15 protein-coding genes are annotated in these 17,563 nt (G+C 61.9%); 4 read left to right on the top strand and 11 right to left on the bottom strand.

Annotation, left to right across the window (positions count from 1 at the left end):
• Positions 1-7 precede the first annotated feature (7 nt).
• The 5 genes from ACFQ95_RS09880 to ACFQ95_RS09900 form a co-directional block, all read right to left on the bottom strand.
• Positions 8-1,030 carry an ABC transporter substrate-binding protein gene (locus tag ACFQ95_RS09880; protein WP_422830685.1) on the bottom strand — a complete coding sequence of 341 codons (1,023 nt, stop codon included), beginning with the start codon at positions 1,028-1,030 and terminating at the stop codon, positions 8-10.
• A 64-nt stretch (positions 1,031-1,094) separates the two neighbouring features.
• Entirely contained in the window at positions 1,095-2,831 is a 1,737-nt protein-coding gene (gene atzF, locus ACFQ95_RS09885; protein WP_422830818.1) for an allophanate hydrolase, read from the bottom strand.
• Positions 2,832-3,155: 324 nt separating this feature from the next.
• Positions 3,156-4,655: a tripartite tricarboxylate transporter permease gene (locus tag ACFQ95_RS09890; protein WP_422830686.1), complete on the bottom strand. Its 1,500-nt coding sequence runs from the start codon at positions 4,653-4,655 to the stop codon at positions 3,156-3,158.
• A complete protein-coding gene (locus tag ACFQ95_RS09895) occupies positions 4,655-5,170 on the bottom strand; it encodes a tripartite tricarboxylate transporter TctB family protein (RefSeq protein WP_422830687.1) in 516 nt (171 codons plus the stop codon). Before ACFQ95_RS09895 ends, ACFQ95_RS09890 begins: the two co-directional genes overlap by 1 nt.
• A 132-nt stretch (positions 5,171-5,302) precedes the next feature.
• A complete protein-coding gene (locus ACFQ95_RS09900) occupies positions 5,303-6,262 on the bottom strand; it encodes a Bug family tripartite tricarboxylate transporter substrate binding protein (RefSeq protein WP_422830688.1) in 960 nt (319 codons plus the stop codon).
• 166 nt (positions 6,263-6,428) lie between these two features.
• On the opposite strand from ACFQ95_RS09900, the gene ACFQ95_RS09905 reads away from it, so the two are divergent.
• The 3 genes from ACFQ95_RS09905 to ACFQ95_RS09915 are packed head-to-tail and all read left to right on the top strand — an operon-like array spanning position 6,429 to position 8,976.
• Positions 6,429-7,124 carry a response regulator gene (locus tag ACFQ95_RS09905; protein ID WP_422830689.1) on the top strand — a complete coding sequence of 232 codons (696 nt, stop codon included), beginning with the start codon at positions 6,429-6,431 and terminating at the stop codon, positions 7,122-7,124.
• Positions 7,121-8,563 carry a sensor histidine kinase gene (locus ACFQ95_RS09910; RefSeq protein ID WP_422830690.1) on the top strand — a complete coding sequence of 481 codons (1,443 nt, stop codon included), beginning with the start codon at positions 7,121-7,123 and terminating at the stop codon, positions 8,561-8,563. The genes ACFQ95_RS09905 and ACFQ95_RS09910 overlap by 4 nt, the downstream gene beginning before the upstream one ends.
• A complete protein-coding gene (locus tag ACFQ95_RS09915; RefSeq protein ID WP_422830691.1) occupies positions 8,563-8,976 on the top strand; it encodes an RNA-binding S4 domain-containing protein in 414 nt (137 codons plus the stop codon). The genes ACFQ95_RS09910 and ACFQ95_RS09915 overlap by 1 nt, the downstream gene beginning before the upstream one ends.
• A 28-nt stretch (positions 8,977-9,004) precedes the next feature.
• On the opposite strand, the gene ACFQ95_RS09920 is transcribed toward ACFQ95_RS09915, so the two are convergent.
• Positions 9,005-10,741, bottom strand: a complete 1,737-nt coding sequence (locus ACFQ95_RS09920) for a sensor domain-containing diguanylate cyclase (RefSeq protein WP_422830692.1) — start codon at positions 10,739-10,741, stop codon at positions 9,005-9,007.
• Between the two features lie 369 nt (positions 10,742-11,110).
• Here ACFQ95_RS09920 and ACFQ95_RS09925 point away from each other — a divergent pair, with 369 nt between their 5' ends.
• Positions 11,111-12,118, top strand: a complete 1,008-nt coding sequence (locus tag ACFQ95_RS09925) for an LLM class flavin-dependent oxidoreductase (RefSeq protein WP_422830693.1) — start codon at positions 11,111-11,113, stop codon at positions 12,116-12,118.
• A gap of 31 nt (positions 12,119-12,149) precedes the next feature.
• On the opposite strand, the gene ACFQ95_RS09930 is transcribed toward ACFQ95_RS09925, so the two are convergent.
• The 5 genes from ACFQ95_RS09930 to ACFQ95_RS09950 all read right to left on the bottom strand — a co-directional run bounded on the left by ACFQ95_RS09930 (position 12,150) and on the right by ACFQ95_RS09950 (position 16,970).
• Entirely contained in the window at positions 12,150-13,130 is a 981-nt protein-coding gene (locus ACFQ95_RS09930) for a branched-chain amino acid ABC transporter permease (RefSeq protein ID WP_422830694.1), read from the bottom strand.
• A 24-nt stretch (positions 13,131-13,154) separates the two neighbouring features.
• Positions 13,155-14,030, bottom strand: coding sequence for a branched-chain amino acid ABC transporter permease (locus ACFQ95_RS09935; protein ID WP_422830695.1), 876 nt, complete (start codon positions 14,028-14,030; stop codon positions 13,155-13,157).
• An 84-nt stretch (positions 14,031-14,114) separates the two neighbouring features.
• On the bottom strand, positions 14,115-15,311 hold the full coding sequence (locus ACFQ95_RS09940; RefSeq protein WP_422830696.1) for an ABC transporter substrate-binding protein: 1,197 nt from the start codon (positions 15,309-15,311) through the stop codon (positions 14,115-14,117).
• Positions 15,312-15,386: 75 nt separating this feature from the next.
• Positions 15,387-16,109 carry an ABC transporter ATP-binding protein gene (locus tag ACFQ95_RS09945; protein WP_422830697.1) on the bottom strand — a complete coding sequence of 241 codons (723 nt, stop codon included), beginning with the start codon at positions 16,107-16,109 and terminating at the stop codon, positions 15,387-15,389.
• 90 nt (positions 16,110-16,199) lie between these two features.
• Positions 16,200-16,970 carry an ABC transporter ATP-binding protein gene (locus ACFQ95_RS09950; protein ID WP_422830698.1) on the bottom strand — a complete coding sequence of 257 codons (771 nt, stop codon included), beginning with the start codon at positions 16,968-16,970 and terminating at the stop codon, positions 16,200-16,202.
• Positions 16,971-17,563 lie beyond the last annotated feature (593 nt).

The raw sequence follows: 17,563 nt of genomic DNA on the forward strand, positions 1-17,563 counted from the left end.
GCATGGCTTATCCCTTGTAGAGCATGCTGTCGACCATCAGGCGCGACGAGAAGATGCCCTTCTCGGCGAATAGGTCGAAGAACTTCTGGAAGTGCGCCACATCGGCGGGCGTGAACTCGTTGTACATGGTGTAGGCCGCGAGCGGCACCTCGCCGGTGAGCGGGCCTTCGATGGCGGTGTAACCCTTCAGGAACTGGCGTGCCTCGGCGGGTTTGCTGCGCACATAGGCCACGCCCTTGCCATAAGCGGCGATGAACTTCTTCGCCTCGGCCGGGTTTTTCTTGATGAAGGCGCCGGTGAGCGAAGCCGAGCCACCGAACCACGGTGCCATGGCGTCGCCCAGAATGTATTTGGCGATCACGCCAGCTTCGAGCACACGCGTGGTGCCGTTCAGGCGGCCTATGGTGCCCGTGGGCTCCAGCGTGTAGCAACCGTCCACCTGGCCTGCCGCGAGTGAAGCCACGTGCTGCGCAATCGGCAACTCAATCACCGTGGCGCCGGTGGCGCCGCCGCGCTCAAGCACGGTTTTGGCAAGTGTCACGTTTTGAATGCCGGGGCCGGACGCGACGCGTTTGCCTTTCAGGTCGGCAATGCTCTTGGCCGTGCTGGCCGCAGGCACCAATACTTGGTCGAGCACATTCTTCAGATTGCTCGGGTTGGAGCAAAAGATCTTGAACGAGCCGGGTGCGGCGATTTCACCGATGGCGATGTTGGCCGAGCCCGTGCCATTGGCGCTGCCGTCGCAACGTTCGGACAACATGGCTTCCATGATTTGTTGTGCGCCGGCGTGGCGCTGCACTTCTACGTCCAGGCCGGCTTCCTTGAAGTAACCCAACTCGACCGCGGCATAAAACGGCAAACCCGCAGCGATAGGCCAGTAGCCCACACGGATCTTGGAGCCGCTTTGGGCGCGCACCAGGGCAGGCAGGCCCAAAGCGCCCGTGGCGGTGGTGGCCGCAGCGCCCTTCAGCACGGCGCGGCGGCGCAGGCCAGCGGCTGCAATGGGCTTGGAAGAATGAACAATGCTCATGGTTACTCCTGGACAGGGATCAATGGATAACAAAACAAATAACGTGGACCGAGGCGGCGGTAGATCAGGTGGTGACGGGTGCCGTGGCCTCGCCTTGCGCCATGGCCGCCATATAGGCGCGCCAGCCACCAAAGCTGGACACATCACGCGCCTCGTTCAGGTCCAGCGGCTCGCAGATAAAGCCCTGCACCGTGCTGCCGTCAGCCAGGCGCAGCGTGCCAATACCCAGCGGCGGCGGGATTAGCGCCACAAAAGAGCCATATGCCGTGGCCGGCATCTGCCACACCTCGACCGCAATCGCATGCCCCAGGCCCGTCACCACGCGCAACAAACCGGGCTTGGGTGGCGTGGTGTTGGGCAGGGCAAACAGCCGGTAGTCGCGCGCGGTCTCCGTGCTGCGCAGCAGCGTGGCGCCGCGCTCGGTCAACTGCTTGTTGAGCGGCATGCCCGAAAGGTGGGCACCAACCACCGCCACCTGCACCAGCGCGGCAGCGGGCTCGGCCGCCAAGCCGAGCATTGCGCTTGGTGCGGGCAAGGGCTCGCCGGTCGCGCCCTGCGTCAAGCCGCTAGCGTGGTGGTAACGCTGGCCCAGTTCCGCGAGTTGCCAGTCGCTGCAGCAAGGCCCTATGAGCGTGATGCCAAACGGCAAGCCGTCCGCGCGAATGGCGCTGGGCACCGACAAGGCGGCATAGTCGAGCAGGTTGACAAAGTTGGTGTACTCGCCCAGGTTGCGGTTTAGCGCGACCGGATCGGCCTGCATTTGCGTTATGGTGTAGTGCGTGGGTGCGGTCGGCACCAGCAGCACGTCAATGGCCTGCCACATGCTGGCGGCTTGCTGCCCCAGCGCTCGCAAGGCCATCTGTGCATCACACAAGTCGGCGGCACTGTATTCACGCCCCTTGCCCACAATGCTGCGCACCGGCTCCAGCAAGGCCTCAGGCTGAGCATCAAAAAAGCTGCGTATGGCTGCGTAACGCTCGGCCACCAAGGCGCTTTCATACAGCAGCTGCGCGGCTTGGGCCAGGGGCTCAAAGTCCACCGGCACGGGCGTGCCGCCCATGGACTGCAGGCGCGCCACGGCATCGGCAAAAGCGCTTTCGGCCAAGGTGTCGCCATAAAACGCCAGGCTTTTAGGCACGCCAAATCGGAACGCTGGCGGCAGCGGCTGGCGGATAAGCGACAAGGGGCGCGAGTACGGGTCTTCGGCGTCGTAGCCCATGGCGCTGGCCAGCACCTTGACCGCCACCTCCACGGTGCGCGCGAAGATGGACACACAGTCGACACTTTGCGCGGCCGGCAACACACCGCGTGTGCTCACCAGTCCCTTGCTGGGCTTCAAACCCACGATGTTGTTCAAGCCGGCGGGCACACGGCCGGAACCGGCGGTGTCCGTGCCCAACGCAAAATCGACCTGGCCCGTGGCCACTACATAGGCCGAACCCGAGCTGGAGCCACCCGAGACATACGCCGGGTTGAACGCATTCGGCACCGCACCATACGGCGAGCGTGTGCCGTTCAGCCCGCAGGCAAACTGATCCAGGTTGGTTTTGCCACAAACCAGCGCACCCGCATCCAGCAGCTTTTGCACCACTTTGGCGTGTATGGCCGGCTGGTAAGCGAATGCCGGACACGCTGCCGTGGTGGGCAAACCGGCCACGTCGATATTGTCCTTGGCGGCAAAACGCAAACCGGCCAATGGCCCGCCGCCAGCACTGGGCGCAAGCGATGTAATCGGCGTTTCGGCACGCGAAATCCAGGCGTTTTCAGGCGTTGGCAGATCTGCGGCGGCTTGACCGGCCACGGCCGTTGAGGGAGCTGTAGAAAAAGGCTTGTGTTGCACCACGATAAGGCATCCAAACTTGTGTACAAGATGAGATGCAAGCACCGTGCCAGCCGTGGAGCACGCTCAAATCCTCGCCCGACTGGCAAAAAAACGCCTCCACACCGGTGTTTAGGCGTGAAGGCGTTGGGCTCGGGGTGATGTCTGAAGTAGCGGGCTTTTCAGCCGGAGTTCAGATTTTGTCCCTGCGTGGTGGCGGCAGCACCAACATGGGCAGAAAAAGCAAAAGGGCCGGGTCGGCTTGCGCCGACCCGACCCTTGCGGATATTGGAACCTGGTGAGGCCTTATGCCAATGCCGCGCGCCGCGCCGCCACGGTCTTCAAGACTCGCGGCAGCACCAATACCACCAGCACCACCACGATCAAGGTCAGCGACATCGGGCGCTCCAGGAACACGCTCCACTTGCCTTCACCAATCGACAAGGCGTTGCGCATCTGTGCCTCGGCCAAGGGCCCCAGAATCATGCCCACCACCACGGGTGCAGTGGGGAAGTCGTAACGACGCATCACCACACCCAGCAGACCAAAGGCGTACAGCAACACCAAGTCAAACGCGCTCTGGCGCATGCCGTAAACACCCAGCGTCGAGAAAATCAAGATGCCAGCATAAAGATACGACTTTGGAATCGTCAGCATCTTCACCCACAAGCCAATCAACGGCAGGTTCAACACCAGCAGCATCACGTTGCCGATGTACAGCGAAGCGATCAGCGCCCAGACCAAGGCGCCATTGGTGTCAAACAACTGCGGGCCGGGCTGGATGCCGTAGTTTTGAAACGCACCGAGCAAAATGGCCGTGGTGTTGGAGGTGGGAATGCCCAGCGTCAGCAGCGGGATCAGCGTGGCGGTGATGGCCGCGTTGTTGGCGGCCTCGGGACCGGCCACACCTTCAATGGCGCCGGTGGTGCCAAACTCTTCTTTGTTTTTGGAGAGCTTTTTCTCGGTGGCGTAGCTCAGGAAGGTGGGGATCTCACTGCCGCCGGCCGGCACGGTGCCAAACGGAAAGCCAATAAACGTGGCGCGCAGCCAGGCGGGCCAGGAGCGCTTCCATTCTTCGCGCGTCATGTGCACCTTGCTCATGGCATTGCGCGTTTCCTTGACCTTGCCTTCATACATCACGTTGTACAGAGCTTCGGCCACGGCAAACAGGCCCACGGCGATCAACACCACGTCGATACCGTCCATCAACTCGGGCACGCCCAGCGTGTAGCGCGCTTGGGCGGTGATCTGGTCGATGCCAATCAGACCCAAAGCCAGGCCAACGAACAACGCGGTCAAACCACGCAAGGTGCTTTTGCCCAGCACCGCGCTCACGGTGGTAAAGGCCAACACCATCAGCATGAAGTATTCGGGCGGCCCGAGCTTGACGGCGAAGTTCGCCAACACCGGCGCAAAGAAGGTGACCAGCACCGTGGCGATGGTACCCGCCACAAACGAGCCAATGGCAGAGGTTGCCAAGGCTGCGCCCGCGCGCCCGCTCTTGGCCATCTTGTTGCCTTCCAGCGCGGTCACCATAGACCCCGCCTCCCCCGGCGTGTTCAGCAAGATCGAGGTGGTGGAGCCACCGTACATGGCGCCATAGTAAATACCGGCAAAGAAGATTAGCGAGGCCGTGGCCTCGACCTTGGTGGTGATGGGCAGCAACATGGCCACCGCCACCGCCGGGCCGATGCCTGGCAACACACCCACGGCCGTGCCGATGGCGCAGCCAATAAACGCCCACATCAAATTGATGGGCGTGGCCGCCGTGGCAAAGCCTTGAAGAAGCAGATTCAGCGTATCCATTACAACCATCCCGTCGAGGTAATGCCGGGCAAGTTAATGTCGAGCAACTTCGTAAACAACCAAAACACCGGCGCCGCAATCGCAAAGCCAATCGCTGCGTCTTTGACCAGCGCGCCCAGGCTCAAGTCCAGGCTCCCTTCGGAGTTCTTGAAACCACGCACCGCCAGCACAAAACACAAGGTGCAACTCAAAATGAAACCCAGAACCGTGATCAGCGCCGCGTTCAGCAACAGGCCGACCGACAGCCACACAAAACCGGCCCAGTTGGCACGCTCGTCACCCGAGCCCTCTTCCAGTTCGCGGTAACCACCGGTCAGCGCTTCGCGGATCAACAACACGCCGCACAGCAGCAAGGCGCCCGCCACCACCCAGGGTAAGAAGTTGGGGCCAACGCCGGCGTAACCGGCATCGGAAGAAATATCGATTGCGCCTACGCCCAGGGCGAGCGCCACCAGCACCACACCGGCACCTACGCCGACCTGGAGCCCTTTGGAGTTAGAAGAATGTAGGGTCATGGGGCAACTCTAGAAAGTCAGAGCCGAAAAATTCAAAAGAAACCTCAAGGGCCAGCCATTGCAACTGGCCCTGTTACGCCACACAGACCCCGCAGCCAGCAAACGCTGCGAGGGCCGTGCTCACACCTCAGGTCAGATCATTCCCGACTTGACCATGGTCGCGCGCAGGCTGGCGAACTCGTTGTCGACAAACGTGCTGAACTCGTCGCCGGCCATCCAGGCTGGCGTCCAGCCGTTCTTCTCCATCGCATCGAGCCAGCTCTTGTGGCGCGTGGCCTTGAGCAAACCGTCGATCAGCGCCTTGCGTTGTTCGGCCGTGATGCCAGGGCCGCCGTAGACACCGCGCCAGTTGCCGATCTCAACGTTGATGCCCTGCTCTTTCAGCGTGGGCACGTCGATACCCTTGACGCGGGTACCAGACGTGACGCCAATCGGGCGCATCTTGCCGGTGGTGATGTACTCGGCAAACTCGCTGTAGCCGCTGCCGCCCACGGTGACGTTGCCACCCAGGATGGCCGCCGTGGCCTCACCGCCGCCACGGAAGGCGACGTAGTTGATCTTGGCTGGGTCGACACCCACTTCGCGCGCAATCATGGCGGCTGCAATGTGCTCGGTAGAGCCGCGCGAACCGCCGCCCCACTTCACGCTGCCGGGGTCCTTCTTGAGTTGCTCGACCACGTCCTTCATGGTTTTGAAAGGCGAGTTGGCAGGCAACACAAACACGTTGTATTCACTGGTCAGGCGCGCCAGCGGCGTGCCTTGCGACAGGTTCACCGGTGGCTTGCCGGTGATGATGCCGCCGACCATCACGGAGCCCATGACCATCAGCGCATTCGGGTCGCCCTTGGCGCCGTTGATGAACTGCGACAAACCCAGCGCGCCAGCGGCACCGCCCTTGTTGTCGTAGACCACGGTGTCGGCCACCTTGGCATCGATGAGCGATTTGCCCAGTGCCCGGCCAGTGCTGTCCCAACCGCCACCGGGGTTGGCGGGGATCATCATCTTGACAGTGCCCGCAGCACGGGCGCTCAGCGGTACGGAACTCACGGCTGCCAGTGCCAGCAGCGACTTCATGAAAGCATCACGACGCATAGTTGTCTCCTTGTAGGTTTACAAACGCAGTGGATCATGCCGATTCTTCCTGTCAATTGGCTGTCGAAAAATACTAGGGAAAATGCCTAGGACCCTGAGCGCCCCAGACCACAAGCCTGGGACGAGTTGCACTGCAGCAGGCCGAAAACAAGCTCTAATCCACCCCATGAAGCTACTACTTGTCGAAGACGACCCGGACATGTCCGCCACCCTGCAACGTGCACTCACGCGCAGCGGCATGCAGGTGCAGACCTGTGCCGACGGCGCCTTGGCGGTGCAGGCATGGTTGCACTTCGGTCCGGACGTGGTGATGCTGGACCTGTCACTGCCCAATCTTGACGGCCTGCTGGTGCTGGAAGCCGCACGCAAACAAGGCCAGCGCACGCCAGTGCTGATCCTCACCGCGCGCGGCACCGTGGGCGACCGCGTGCTGGGCCTGAACGCCGGCGCCGATGATTACCTGCCCAAACCCTTTGACCTGGAGGAGCTGGAGGCCCGTCTGCGCGCCCTGGTACGGCGCAGCAACACCCAACAGGCGGAGCCGAGCTCGAACGACGCCGACTCGCGCATGCTGCGCCTGGGCGACCTGCGTTATGAACGTGCCAGCGGCGCGATCTACCACCTAGACCACGCCATGGAGTTCACACCGCGCGAACTGGCCCTGATGCAGGCCCTGATGGTCAAACCGGGCCACGCCGTGAGCAAGGAGCGGCTGTTTGAGCTGGTCTTCCCTGGTGAACAGGACGTGCAGTACGAAGCCATTGAAGTCGTGGTCTACCGGCTGCGCAAAAAGCTGCAGCGCACCGGCACCAGTTTGATGACATTGCGTGGCCTTGGCTATCTGCTGAAAGCCCAGGAATGAAATTGTTCAGCCTGGGCTCCATGTCGTTGCGGCGTTATCTGCTGCTGGGCATCTTGCTGCCGGTGGTGCTGTTTGTGGTGGTCAACACCTTCAGTTCCTACAACCAAGCTTTGAAGGCCGTGAACATCGCCTATGACCGCACCTTGCTGGCCTCCGCCAAATCGATTGGTGAACAGTTGGAGGTCAAGGGCTTCGATGCCGATGCCCGCTTGCGCGCCACCGTGCCCTACGCTGCACTGGAAGCCTTTGAAGCCGACAACCAGAGCCGCATTTACTACCGTGTGTCTACACAAAAAGGCGAAATGGTCTCGGGGTTTTCCGAGCTGAAGTTTTGGCGCGGCGAAATCCCCGTGAACCCACCTTACGCCGCCTTGGTCAATTTCTACGACGACAGCTTTCGCGACGAGCCGGTGCGGGCCGCGGTCTTGCTGCAGCCCGTGGCCGGCACGCAGGGCCGCGGCATCGCGGTGGTGCAGGTCGCGGAAACCCTGGCGCTGCGCCACAAACTGGCACGCGAAATCCTCATCAGCACCTTGCTGCGCCAGGCCGCCCTGGTGGCCGTGATCGCGTTTGTGGTGGTGCTGGTGGTGCAACGCGCCACCCTGCCCGTGCGCCGTCTCAGCGCCGAACTGCAAGAGCGCCTTGAGGGCGACCTGACGCCACTCGACGCCTCCGAGGCACCGCGCGAATTGCGCCCGCTGCTGCTTGCCACCAACCACGTGATGGAACGCCTGCAGCATTTGCTGAACCACCAAAAGCGCTTTGTGCGCGATACCGCGCACCAGTTGCGCACGCCGCTGGCGGTGCTGAAGACGCAGGTGCAATCGGCGCTGCGGCACGACATCGAGCCGCTCACCGCCTTGCGCGAGATCAGCGGCACCGTGGACCGTGCCACTGCGCTGGCCAACCAGATGTTGTCGCTGGCCAAGGTGGAGCAACTGCGGCAGCAGGCCGATACGCCATTGACCGAATGGGCCGACGTGGTACGTGCTGTGGCCCTGGACCTGTCGCCGCTGGTGGCCGAAAAAGACCTGGACTTTGCACTCGAGACGGCCAACGCCGCCGTGCGCGCGCACGACTGGATGCTGCGTGAACTGACGCGCAATCTGCTGCACAACGCCATCAAACACAGCCCGCCGGGCGGCCGGCTACGGGTACACCTGGCGCACCATGCCGGCGGCGTGGCGCTGGTGGTGCTGGATGACGGTCCGGGCATTTCGGCAGACCTGGCAAAACGACTGTTTCAACCGTTTTCACCCGGCGACGCCCGCACCGGCTCGGGCCTGGGCCTGGCCATTTGTTTCGAGATCGTGCAGGCCCTGGGCGGCAGCATTCAGTTAAAGAACCGTGACACACAAAGCCCCAAAAACCACACTGACGTCGACGTGAGCGGCCTGGATGCCAGTGTCTGGCTACCCTTGCGGCAGAATCTCGCTTAATGGAAAAAATCAGACTCGATAAATGGCTCTGGGCAGCACGGTTCTACAAAACCAGAACGCTGGCCACGGAAGAGATCCACAAGGGTCGGGTACAGATTGGCGAGCAGGATGTGAAGCCAGCCCGAGAGGTGCGCATAGGAGAACATGTGACCATGCGCCAGGGCCCGGTAGTACGCACCGTGGTGGTGCGTGGCATCAGTGGTGCGCGTGGCCCGGCACCCGTGGCCCAGGCCTTGTACGAAGAGACCCCCGAAAGCCTGCAGGCCCGCACCGCAGCCGCAGAACAACGCCGCCTGGCGCCCGAGCCGGCACTCAGCATAGACCACGGCCGCCCCACCAAACGCCAGCGGCGCGAACTGGACCAGGCCGGTGACCCTTGGGGGCAGCGCTGGAGCGCCTCCATCAAACATTGATCGAGTACCGAACCGCGGCGGACCAGGCTTAGGTCATTACATTCTGCGCAGCGCTTGCGGCCAAGGCCGGTGACCACGCCACCGCCCGATTACGCCCAGCGCGTTTGGCGCTGTAGAGCGCCGCATCGGCCTGCGCCAACAGATCCACGCTGCCCGTGTCTGTGGCCAGCCGGGTCGATACACCCACACTGATGGTCACCATTCCGACCACCGGCAAAGGCTTGGCCGCCATGGCATCGACCAGGGTTTGCGCCACAAGCAATGCACTCTGGGCATCGGTATCGGGCAACATGGCTGCAAACTCTTCGCCGCCGAAACGAGAAACCACGTCGGTGCCGCGCAGGCGCTCGGCCAGCAAACGCGAGAGGTAACGGATGACATCGTCGCCGGCCGCATGGCCATAGGTGTCGTTGACCTTTTTGAAATGGTCAATGTCGACCATCAAGGCGCTGATGGGGTGCCCCGCACGCTGCGCAAACGCCAAGCCCTTTTGCCATTGCGGTTCAAAGCCGCGGCGGTTCAGCAGACCGGTCAACGGATCGGTGCTGGCCAGGTTGGCCAACTCGCGGGTGGCGGCCTCCAGCGCACGGGTTCGTTCCTCGACCAGCTTCTCGGTTTGCTCGTTGACGTGCTGCAGCCGCTCCGTCATGTTTTGCAAGGACGAGGACAACCTGTGCACGTCCGAGCTGCTGCGCAGCACCGGAATCTGGGCACCGGGCTGGCCATGCGTCACGTTGTAGGCAGCCGAACTGATCACCGACAAATGCTCACTCAAGCGCCCGGCCGCCAGCCAGGCCAGCCAGGCGGCCAGGCAACAGGCCACCACGCCCAAACCCAACACCAACAGCGCCGCAGAGCGCACCTCGGCGAAAGCCACTTTCACAGGAATAGTCGTGACCACGTGCCAGCCCAGGTCGCTCACGGCACTGCGCGCCGGCAGGCGCACCACGGCCGTCAAATACTCGTGGCCATCTTTCCAGGGCATGACAGCGGCGACGATGTCGCCTTCCAGCCGGATCTGCTTGCCCGATTTGAGATCCGGCAGTCGTTGCCCCTCGGACACGTAGCGTTCGGTTTGCCCATCGGGCGCGTAGATCATGTTGCCGTCGCGGTCGAACAAAAAAGCCGCCAGGCCAAGCTCCTTGGCATTCGGCGGCAGCAGCGCGTCTATGACTTGGCGCGCCCAGTCCCACGAGCCATGCGCCGTCAAAACGCCCACGATACGGCCGTCCACATGCACCGGGGCGGCAAAGTCGACAAAACGAATCGGCTCGCCGCTGGCCAGAGGGGGCAGCAACGCGGCCAGCAATTTGGCCGGATGGACATCACCCACGTAGGTACCCTTGGCGCCGCCAGGAAACCAAGGGCGCATACGCACGTCCTGCCCCACCAGCAAGCCGCCCGTTGCCGAACGCACAATGCCATCCATGCTGGCCACACCTATCCATTTATGGTCGGGCGTAGACACCTGGCTCAGTTCCAGCACGCGGCGTACGTCGCCAGTGTCCAGGCCACCGCTCCACATGATTTCGGTATTGGCCAACAACTCGATCTGCCGACTGCGCTCATGCAGGCCGTCGCTGAACACGCGCGCAGCATTGCCCGCGACAATTTGCAGGGAAGTCGCCGCTGCACGTTCTATGCGCGGCACCATCAGGCTCAGCCATGCCAAGGACAGCACCGACGTCACCCCGACCAGCAGCACGGAGAAGACCCACGCCATCTGCAGCTTCAACGGCCATCTGGAAAACGTCTTGAATTTCATGTTGTCTTAAAAACTCTGCGGCACTGCCGGGTCACAGCAATGTTCACGAAAGAACTCGACAGTCAGCCCCCTAAGGCATGACCGGTCTTGGAACATGTCTACGTTCTTAGGCAAAGGCCACATTTGCCGCCGCCGTGCCTAGCGCGAAACATTGCTATGGCTGGTGGCAGGGACTTTGCGAAGCCAAACGTACTCGCTGCAGCCAGCAGATTTAGCATGACACTTTTTCGACGGCATTATGGCGCCGATCCATGCTCGTAAACACCTGTAAAACAGTATGCGTACGGTCTATTCCTGAGACACATCCCGTTAAAAGCTACAGGTCTGCGCCAAAGCCAATTCTCCAGTTCCCCCACAGGCCACAGCACCATGATCCCTTTCTCCGTACTCGATCTGTCCCCCATCGTGGAAGGGGGCACGGCTGCGCAGTCTTTTCGCAATACCCTGAGCCTGGCGCAGCGCGCCGAAGCCTTGGGCTACCAGCGTTACTGGCTGGCCGAGCACCACGGCATGCCGGGCATCGCCAGCGCCGCCACCGCCGTGGTGATAGGCCATGTGGCGGCCGGCACCAGCCGCATCCGCGTGGGCGCTGGCGGCATCATGCTACCCAACCATTCACCGATGGTGATCGCCGAGCAGTTTGGCACGCTGGCGTCCTTGTTCCCCGGCCGTATCGACCTGGGCCTGGGCCGCGCGCCTGGTTCGGACCAGGCCACGGCCCGCGCGTTGCGCCGTGATTTGCAGTCCGACTCCGATCAGTTTCCTCAGGACGTGCTGGAACTGATGGGCTACTTCGATCCCGTGGGCAGCGGCCAAACGCTGCGTGCCATTCCGGCCGCAGGCTTGCACGTACCGTTCTGGATTCTGGGCTCCAGCCTGTTTGGCGCGCAGTTGGCGGCCGAATTCGGCCTGCCCTATGCTTTCGCCTCGCACTTTGCACCGGGCCAAATGATGTCGGCAGTGGAGATTTACCGCGCGCGCTTCAAGCCCTCCAAACAGCTCGCAAAACCCTATGTGATGCTGGGCTACAACGTGTTTGCGGCAGACACCGACGCAGAAGCCAGGCTGCTCGCCACCTCGCAACAACAAGCCTTTGTGAACCTGCGCGGTGGCCGCCCCAGCATGCTGCAGCCGCCCGTGCCCGGCTACCTGGAAATGTTGCCGCCGCAAGCCAGTGCCATGCTCGACCAGGCGCTGTCATGTTCGGCCATTGGCGGGCCCGACACGGTACGCAAAGCGCTAGGCGACTTCATCAGCCGCACCGGGGTCGATGAGCTGATGCTGACCTCGCAGATTTATGACCACCAGGCGCGCCTGCACTCGTACGAGATTGCCGCCGAAGTGCGCGAGAGCATTCGGCCCAGGGCCGCCATCTGAGACTAGGGACGCCCCCGCCGCTGGCGGCGCATCAACGGCTGCGCCCGCGCCCCAGCCAGGCGATGGTCTCGCCCATGATGCCGCGCCGGAAGGCCAGCACACACAACACGAAGATCAAGCCGGTGACGATGGTGACCGATTCACCCAGGCTGTTGAACCAATCGATCGAGGTGAGTTTGCCCAGCAACACGCCCAACTCGCCAACCTTGTTGTCCACCAGCACCACCACCGCCGAGCCGACCAAGGGGCCGGACAGGGTGCCCAGGCCGCCCACCAGGGTCATCAGGATCACGTGACCCGAGGCGCTCCAGTGCACATCGCTGAGCGTGGCAAAACCCAGCACGATGGTTTTCAAAGCGCCGGCCAAACCAGACAGTGCGGCTGAAATCACAAACGCCATGAGCTTGAACTTGTTGACGTCATAACCCAGCGAAATCGCGCGCGGCTCGTTTTCCTTGATGCCCTTGAGTACCTGGCCAAACGGCGAATGGATGGTGCGTGCAATCAGCAAGAATGCCGCCACCACAATCGCCAGCGTGACATAGTACATGGTGAGGTCGTTGGCCAGGCTGATGACGCCAAACAGTGCGCCGCGTGGCACACCTTGCAAGCCGTCTTCACCATGCGTGAACGGTGCTTGCAGGGCGACGAAATACATCATCTGTGCCAACGCCAAGGTGATCATGGCGAAATAAATGCCTTGGCGGCGAATCGCCAGCCAGCCAAACACCAGGCCCAGCAATCCGCCAATCAGCACACCGGCCAGCAGCCCGATCTCGGGCGTGAAGCCCCAGGCCTTGGTGACATAACCGGTCACGTAGGCCGCGCCACCAAAAAAAGCCGCATGGCCGAATGACAGCAACCCGGTGTAGCCCAGCAGCAGATTGAAGGCCGAGGCAAACAAGGCGAAGCACAGCAGCTTCATCATGAACACCGGATAGAACCCGATGAAGGGTGCGACCAGCAGCCCGAGCAGCAGCAGGCCGTAAAAAATGGTGGACGTTTTTTTCATTCAGCTTGGGCCTGTTGCTTCACTCTACTTTTCATTGCCAAACAGTCCGGCGGGCCGGATCAGCAGCACCACCACCATGATCAGGAACACCACGGTAGACGAGGCCTCGGGGTAGAACACTTTGGTCAAGCCCTCGATCACACCCAGGCCCAAGCCGGTGATGATGGCGCCCATGATGGAGCCCATGCCGCCGATCACCACCACAGCAAACACCACAATGATGAGGTTCTGCCCCATCAGCGGAGAGACCTGTATCACTGGCGCGGCCAACACCCCGGCAAAGGCGGCGAGCGCCACGCCAAAACCATAAGTCAAGGTGACCATCAGCGGCACATTCACACCGAAGGCTTCGACCAGACGAGGGTTCTCGGTGCCGGCGCGCAAGTACGCGCCCAAGCGGGTTTTTTCTATGCCATACCAGGTCGCCAAACACACAACCAGGGACGCCACCACCACCCAGGCGCGGTAGTTGGGCAGGAACATAAAGCCCAGATTGGTGCCGCCGCTCAAGGCTTCCGGTGTGCTGTACGACAGTCCGGACACCCCATAGGCGGAGCGAAAGCCGCCTTCGATGAGCAAGGTCAGCCCAAGTGTCAGCAACAGACCATAAAGATGGTCGAGTTTGTAGATGCGCCGCAACAGCAAGCGCTCGATGACAATGCCAAACGCACCAACGATGATGGGCGCGGCAATCAGCATCACCCAGTAGTTGATGCCTAGATAGGTCATGGCCATCCACGAGCCCACCGCCCCCATCATGAACAAGGCGCCGTGGGCGAAGTTGATCACATTGAGCAGGCCAAAAATCACAGCCAAGCCTAGGCTCAGAATGGCGTAGAACGAGCCGTTGACGAGGCCCAGCAACAGCTGGCTCAACAGGGCGGGCATGGAGATGGTCATGTGGACTGGTCGGCTACCGAGCTAAGGGATCAAGAGTTTTGAAAAGCATCCCGCCTAAGCGAGATGCTTTTCATGCCAAGCGCATTACTTCCAGAGCGCGCACTTGCTTTCTTCTTTGGTGGTGTAGACCTGCTCACCCGGCACCTTCTTCACAATCTTCAGCAGATCCCATGGGCCCTTGGACTCGCCGGGCGCCTTCACTTCGGCCAGCAGCATGTCGTGCACAAAACGGCCATCGGGACGGATCACGCCCTTGGCGTAGAAGTCGTCGATGGGGGTCTTTTTCAGTTGCTCCATGACCTTGTCGGCATCGGTGGTCTTGGCGGCTTCCACGGCCTTCAGGTAGGCCATGGTGGCGGAGTAGTCGGCGGCCTGGATGTCGCTTGGTTTGTTCTTGGTCTTGGCCTCATAACGTGCGGCCCACTTGCGCGAGGCGTCGTCCGAATCCCAGTACCAGCTGGTGGTGTGCAGCAGGCCTTGTGTGGCTTGCAGGCCCAGGCTCTTCACGTCGGTCAGGAACACCAGCAGGCCGGCCAGCTTCATGGTTTTGTCTATGCCAAACTCTTTCGCGGCCTTGATGGAATTGATGGTGTCGCCACCGGCGTTGGCCAGGCCCAGCACTTGCGCCTTGGAGTTCTGCGCTTGCAGCAGGAAGGACGAGAAGTCGGAGGCGTTGAGCGGCGCACGCACCGCGCCCACCACCGAGCCACCCTTGGCCTTGACCACCTTGGTGGTGTCGGCCTCGAGTGCATGACCAAAGGCATAGTCGGCGGTCAGGAAGAACCAGCTTTTGCCACCGCCGTCGACCACCGCAGCACCCGTGCTCTTGGCCAACGCCACCGTGTCGTAGGCGTAGTGCACGGTGTAGGGGCTGCACTGCTCGTTGGTCAGGGCCGAGGTGGCCGCACCGTTGGTGAAGAACACACGTTTTTTCTCGGCTGCCACCTTGGCCGTGGCCAGAGCCACGCCGGAGTTGGTGCCGCCCAGCACCATGGTCACACCGGCCGTGTCTATCCATTCGCGGGCCTTGGAGGCGCCGATGTCGGCCTTGTTCTGATGGTCGGCCGTCAGCAGTTCGATAGGCTTGCCCAAGGCCTTGCCGCCGAAGTCGTCAATCGCCATCTGGATGGCGGCCGTGCCGCCCTTGCCTTCCAAGTCGGCATACAGGCCCGACATGTCGGTGACGAAACCGATCTTCACCGCGTCTTGCGCGTGGGCCGTGGCGGACATGAGGCCGGCCGCAGCCAGCAATGCGGCGAGTACCGTGGTTTTGTGCGTCATGAATGTCTCCTTGTAGTGCTTGGTGAGTGGGTGAACTGACGAAAACGCAAAACGAAAACGAAACGGACTAAGGCCTTAGACGCCGAGCAATTCGCCGAGCACCGGCATCTTGGCGTCCAACTCTTTGGCGGTGAAAGACTCGACCATGCGGCCGTGCTCCATCACGTAGAAACGATCGGCCAGCGGCGCGGCGAAGCGGAAGTTCTGCTCCACCATCACGATGGTGTAGCCCTTGCTGCGCAGCGTGGTGATCATGCGGGCCAGGGCCTGCACAATCACCGGCGCCAGACCTTCGGAAATTTCGTCGAGCAACAACAGGTTGGCACCGGTGCGCAGAATGCGCGCCACCGCCAGCATTTGCTGTTCACCGCCCGACAAGCGTGTGCCGGGGCTGTTGCGGCGCTCGGCCAGGTTAGGGAACATGTCGTAGATTTCGCCAACCGACATGCCTTTGTTGGCTACGCCGCCTTGCACTTTCAGCAGCGGCGGCAACAGCAGGTTTTCTTCACACGTGAGGCTGGCAAAAATGCCGCGCTCTTCGGGGCAGTAGCCAATGCCACGGTGGGCAATCCTGTGCGTGGCCTCAAGCACGGTTTCTGCACCGTTGACCTTGATGGAGCCTTCACGCCGGCCCACCAAGCCCATCAGCGCGCGCAGCGTGGTGGTGCGGCCGGCACCGTTGCGGCCGAGCAGCGTGACCACTTCACCCGGCTGCACCACCAGGTCTACGCCGTGCAACACGTGGGATTCGCCATACCAGGCTTGCAGGCCTTTGATTTCCAGAGCGGGAACGGCCATGTCAGTGTGCCTCCTGCCGGGCCGCCCCAAGGGAGGCACGCGCCCCCTCGGGGGACTGCGAACGACACGAAGTAAGGAGCGTGGGGGTCATCAGTGCGCTCCTTGCAGTTGGCCATCGGTGGTGCCCATATAGGCCTCCATCACCAGCGGGTTGGTGGAGACTTGGGCATACGGTCCTTCGGCCAACACCGCGCCGCGTTGCAGCACGGTGATGGTGTCGGCAATATTGCCCACCACGCCCATGTTGTGCTCAACCATCAGTATGGTGCGACCCTTGGACACTTTTTTGATCAACGCCGCCACGCGGTCCACATCTTCGTGGCCCATGCCTTGGGTGGGCTCATCGAGCAGCATCAATTCAGGCTCCATGGCCAAGGTGGTGGCGATTTCCAGCGCACGTTTACGGCCGTAGGGCAGGTTCACCGTGACCTCATCGGCCAGGTCTTCCAGACCTACTTCCGTGAGCAGCGCCATGGCACGGTCATGCAGGCTGTACAAGGTTTTTTCGCTCTTCCAGAAATGGAACGAATTGCCCAGCTTGCGCTGCAAACCCAGGCGCACGTTCTCCAACAAAGTCAGGTGCGGAAACACCGCCGAGATTTGAAATGAACGGATCACACCACGCCGCGCAATCTGCGCTGGCCGTTCACGTGTGATGTCGTTCCCATTGAACAGAATCGTGCCTGTAGTGGGCTCCAGGAACTTGGTCAGTAAATTGAAACAGGTGGTTTTGCCGGCGCCGTTGGGGCCTATCAAAGCATGGATGGCACCACGCTGAACCGACAGGTTGACGTGGCTTACCGCCGTAAAGCCCTTGAACTCTTTTGTGAGTTCTCGCGTTTCCAAGATAACGTCTGCCATCGTGTCGCTGCGGCCCCTGTTGTGGTGATTGGCTGCCTGACGTGCTGAGCTGCAGCCAGGCGAAGCCGATCGTAAGGAGCGACCCAAGGCACAGCACTAGGACAAACGCCTAACAATGTCGCCCCAGCAACAAAACTTCGGGTAAACACAGGGTAGAACCTGTTCGATGTCTTTTCGAGGGCACGTGGCCTCTTGCAGCAGTGCCAGGCTAGGCGCGCGCCGCAAGCTGGGCTCCCTGCCCAGCGAGGACGCGTAACGACGCATGGCGCTGCTGCAAGAGGTCACCCCTTGGGCATGCCGCCCCCGCCACGCCCCTCGTCGTTCCATCCCTTGGCCATACGGACGTATGGCCTGCGGTCTGCGCCTAGATGGGCATGACAGGGACAGCATGCGTGCCCTCGAAAAGACATCGAACAGGTTCTACCTGTGTCACATGCGCTGCACCCATTTGGGGCCAGTCCTGACGAAGGCGGTGGGTCTTGGCCTACATGGCGCAGCCCGCAGCGCCCCTACAGTGGAGTCACAGACCGAACACGCAACCTACGCATGGACGCATTGGGACGCATCCCACTGGTCTGACAGCAAAGCAACAC

Origin of the sequence: Variovorax sp. HJSM1_2 (assembly GCF_049316285.1) — a bacterium.
In the GTDB taxonomy this organism is placed as follows: Bacteria; Pseudomonadota; Gammaproteobacteria; order Burkholderiales; family Burkholderiaceae_C; genus Rhodoferax_B.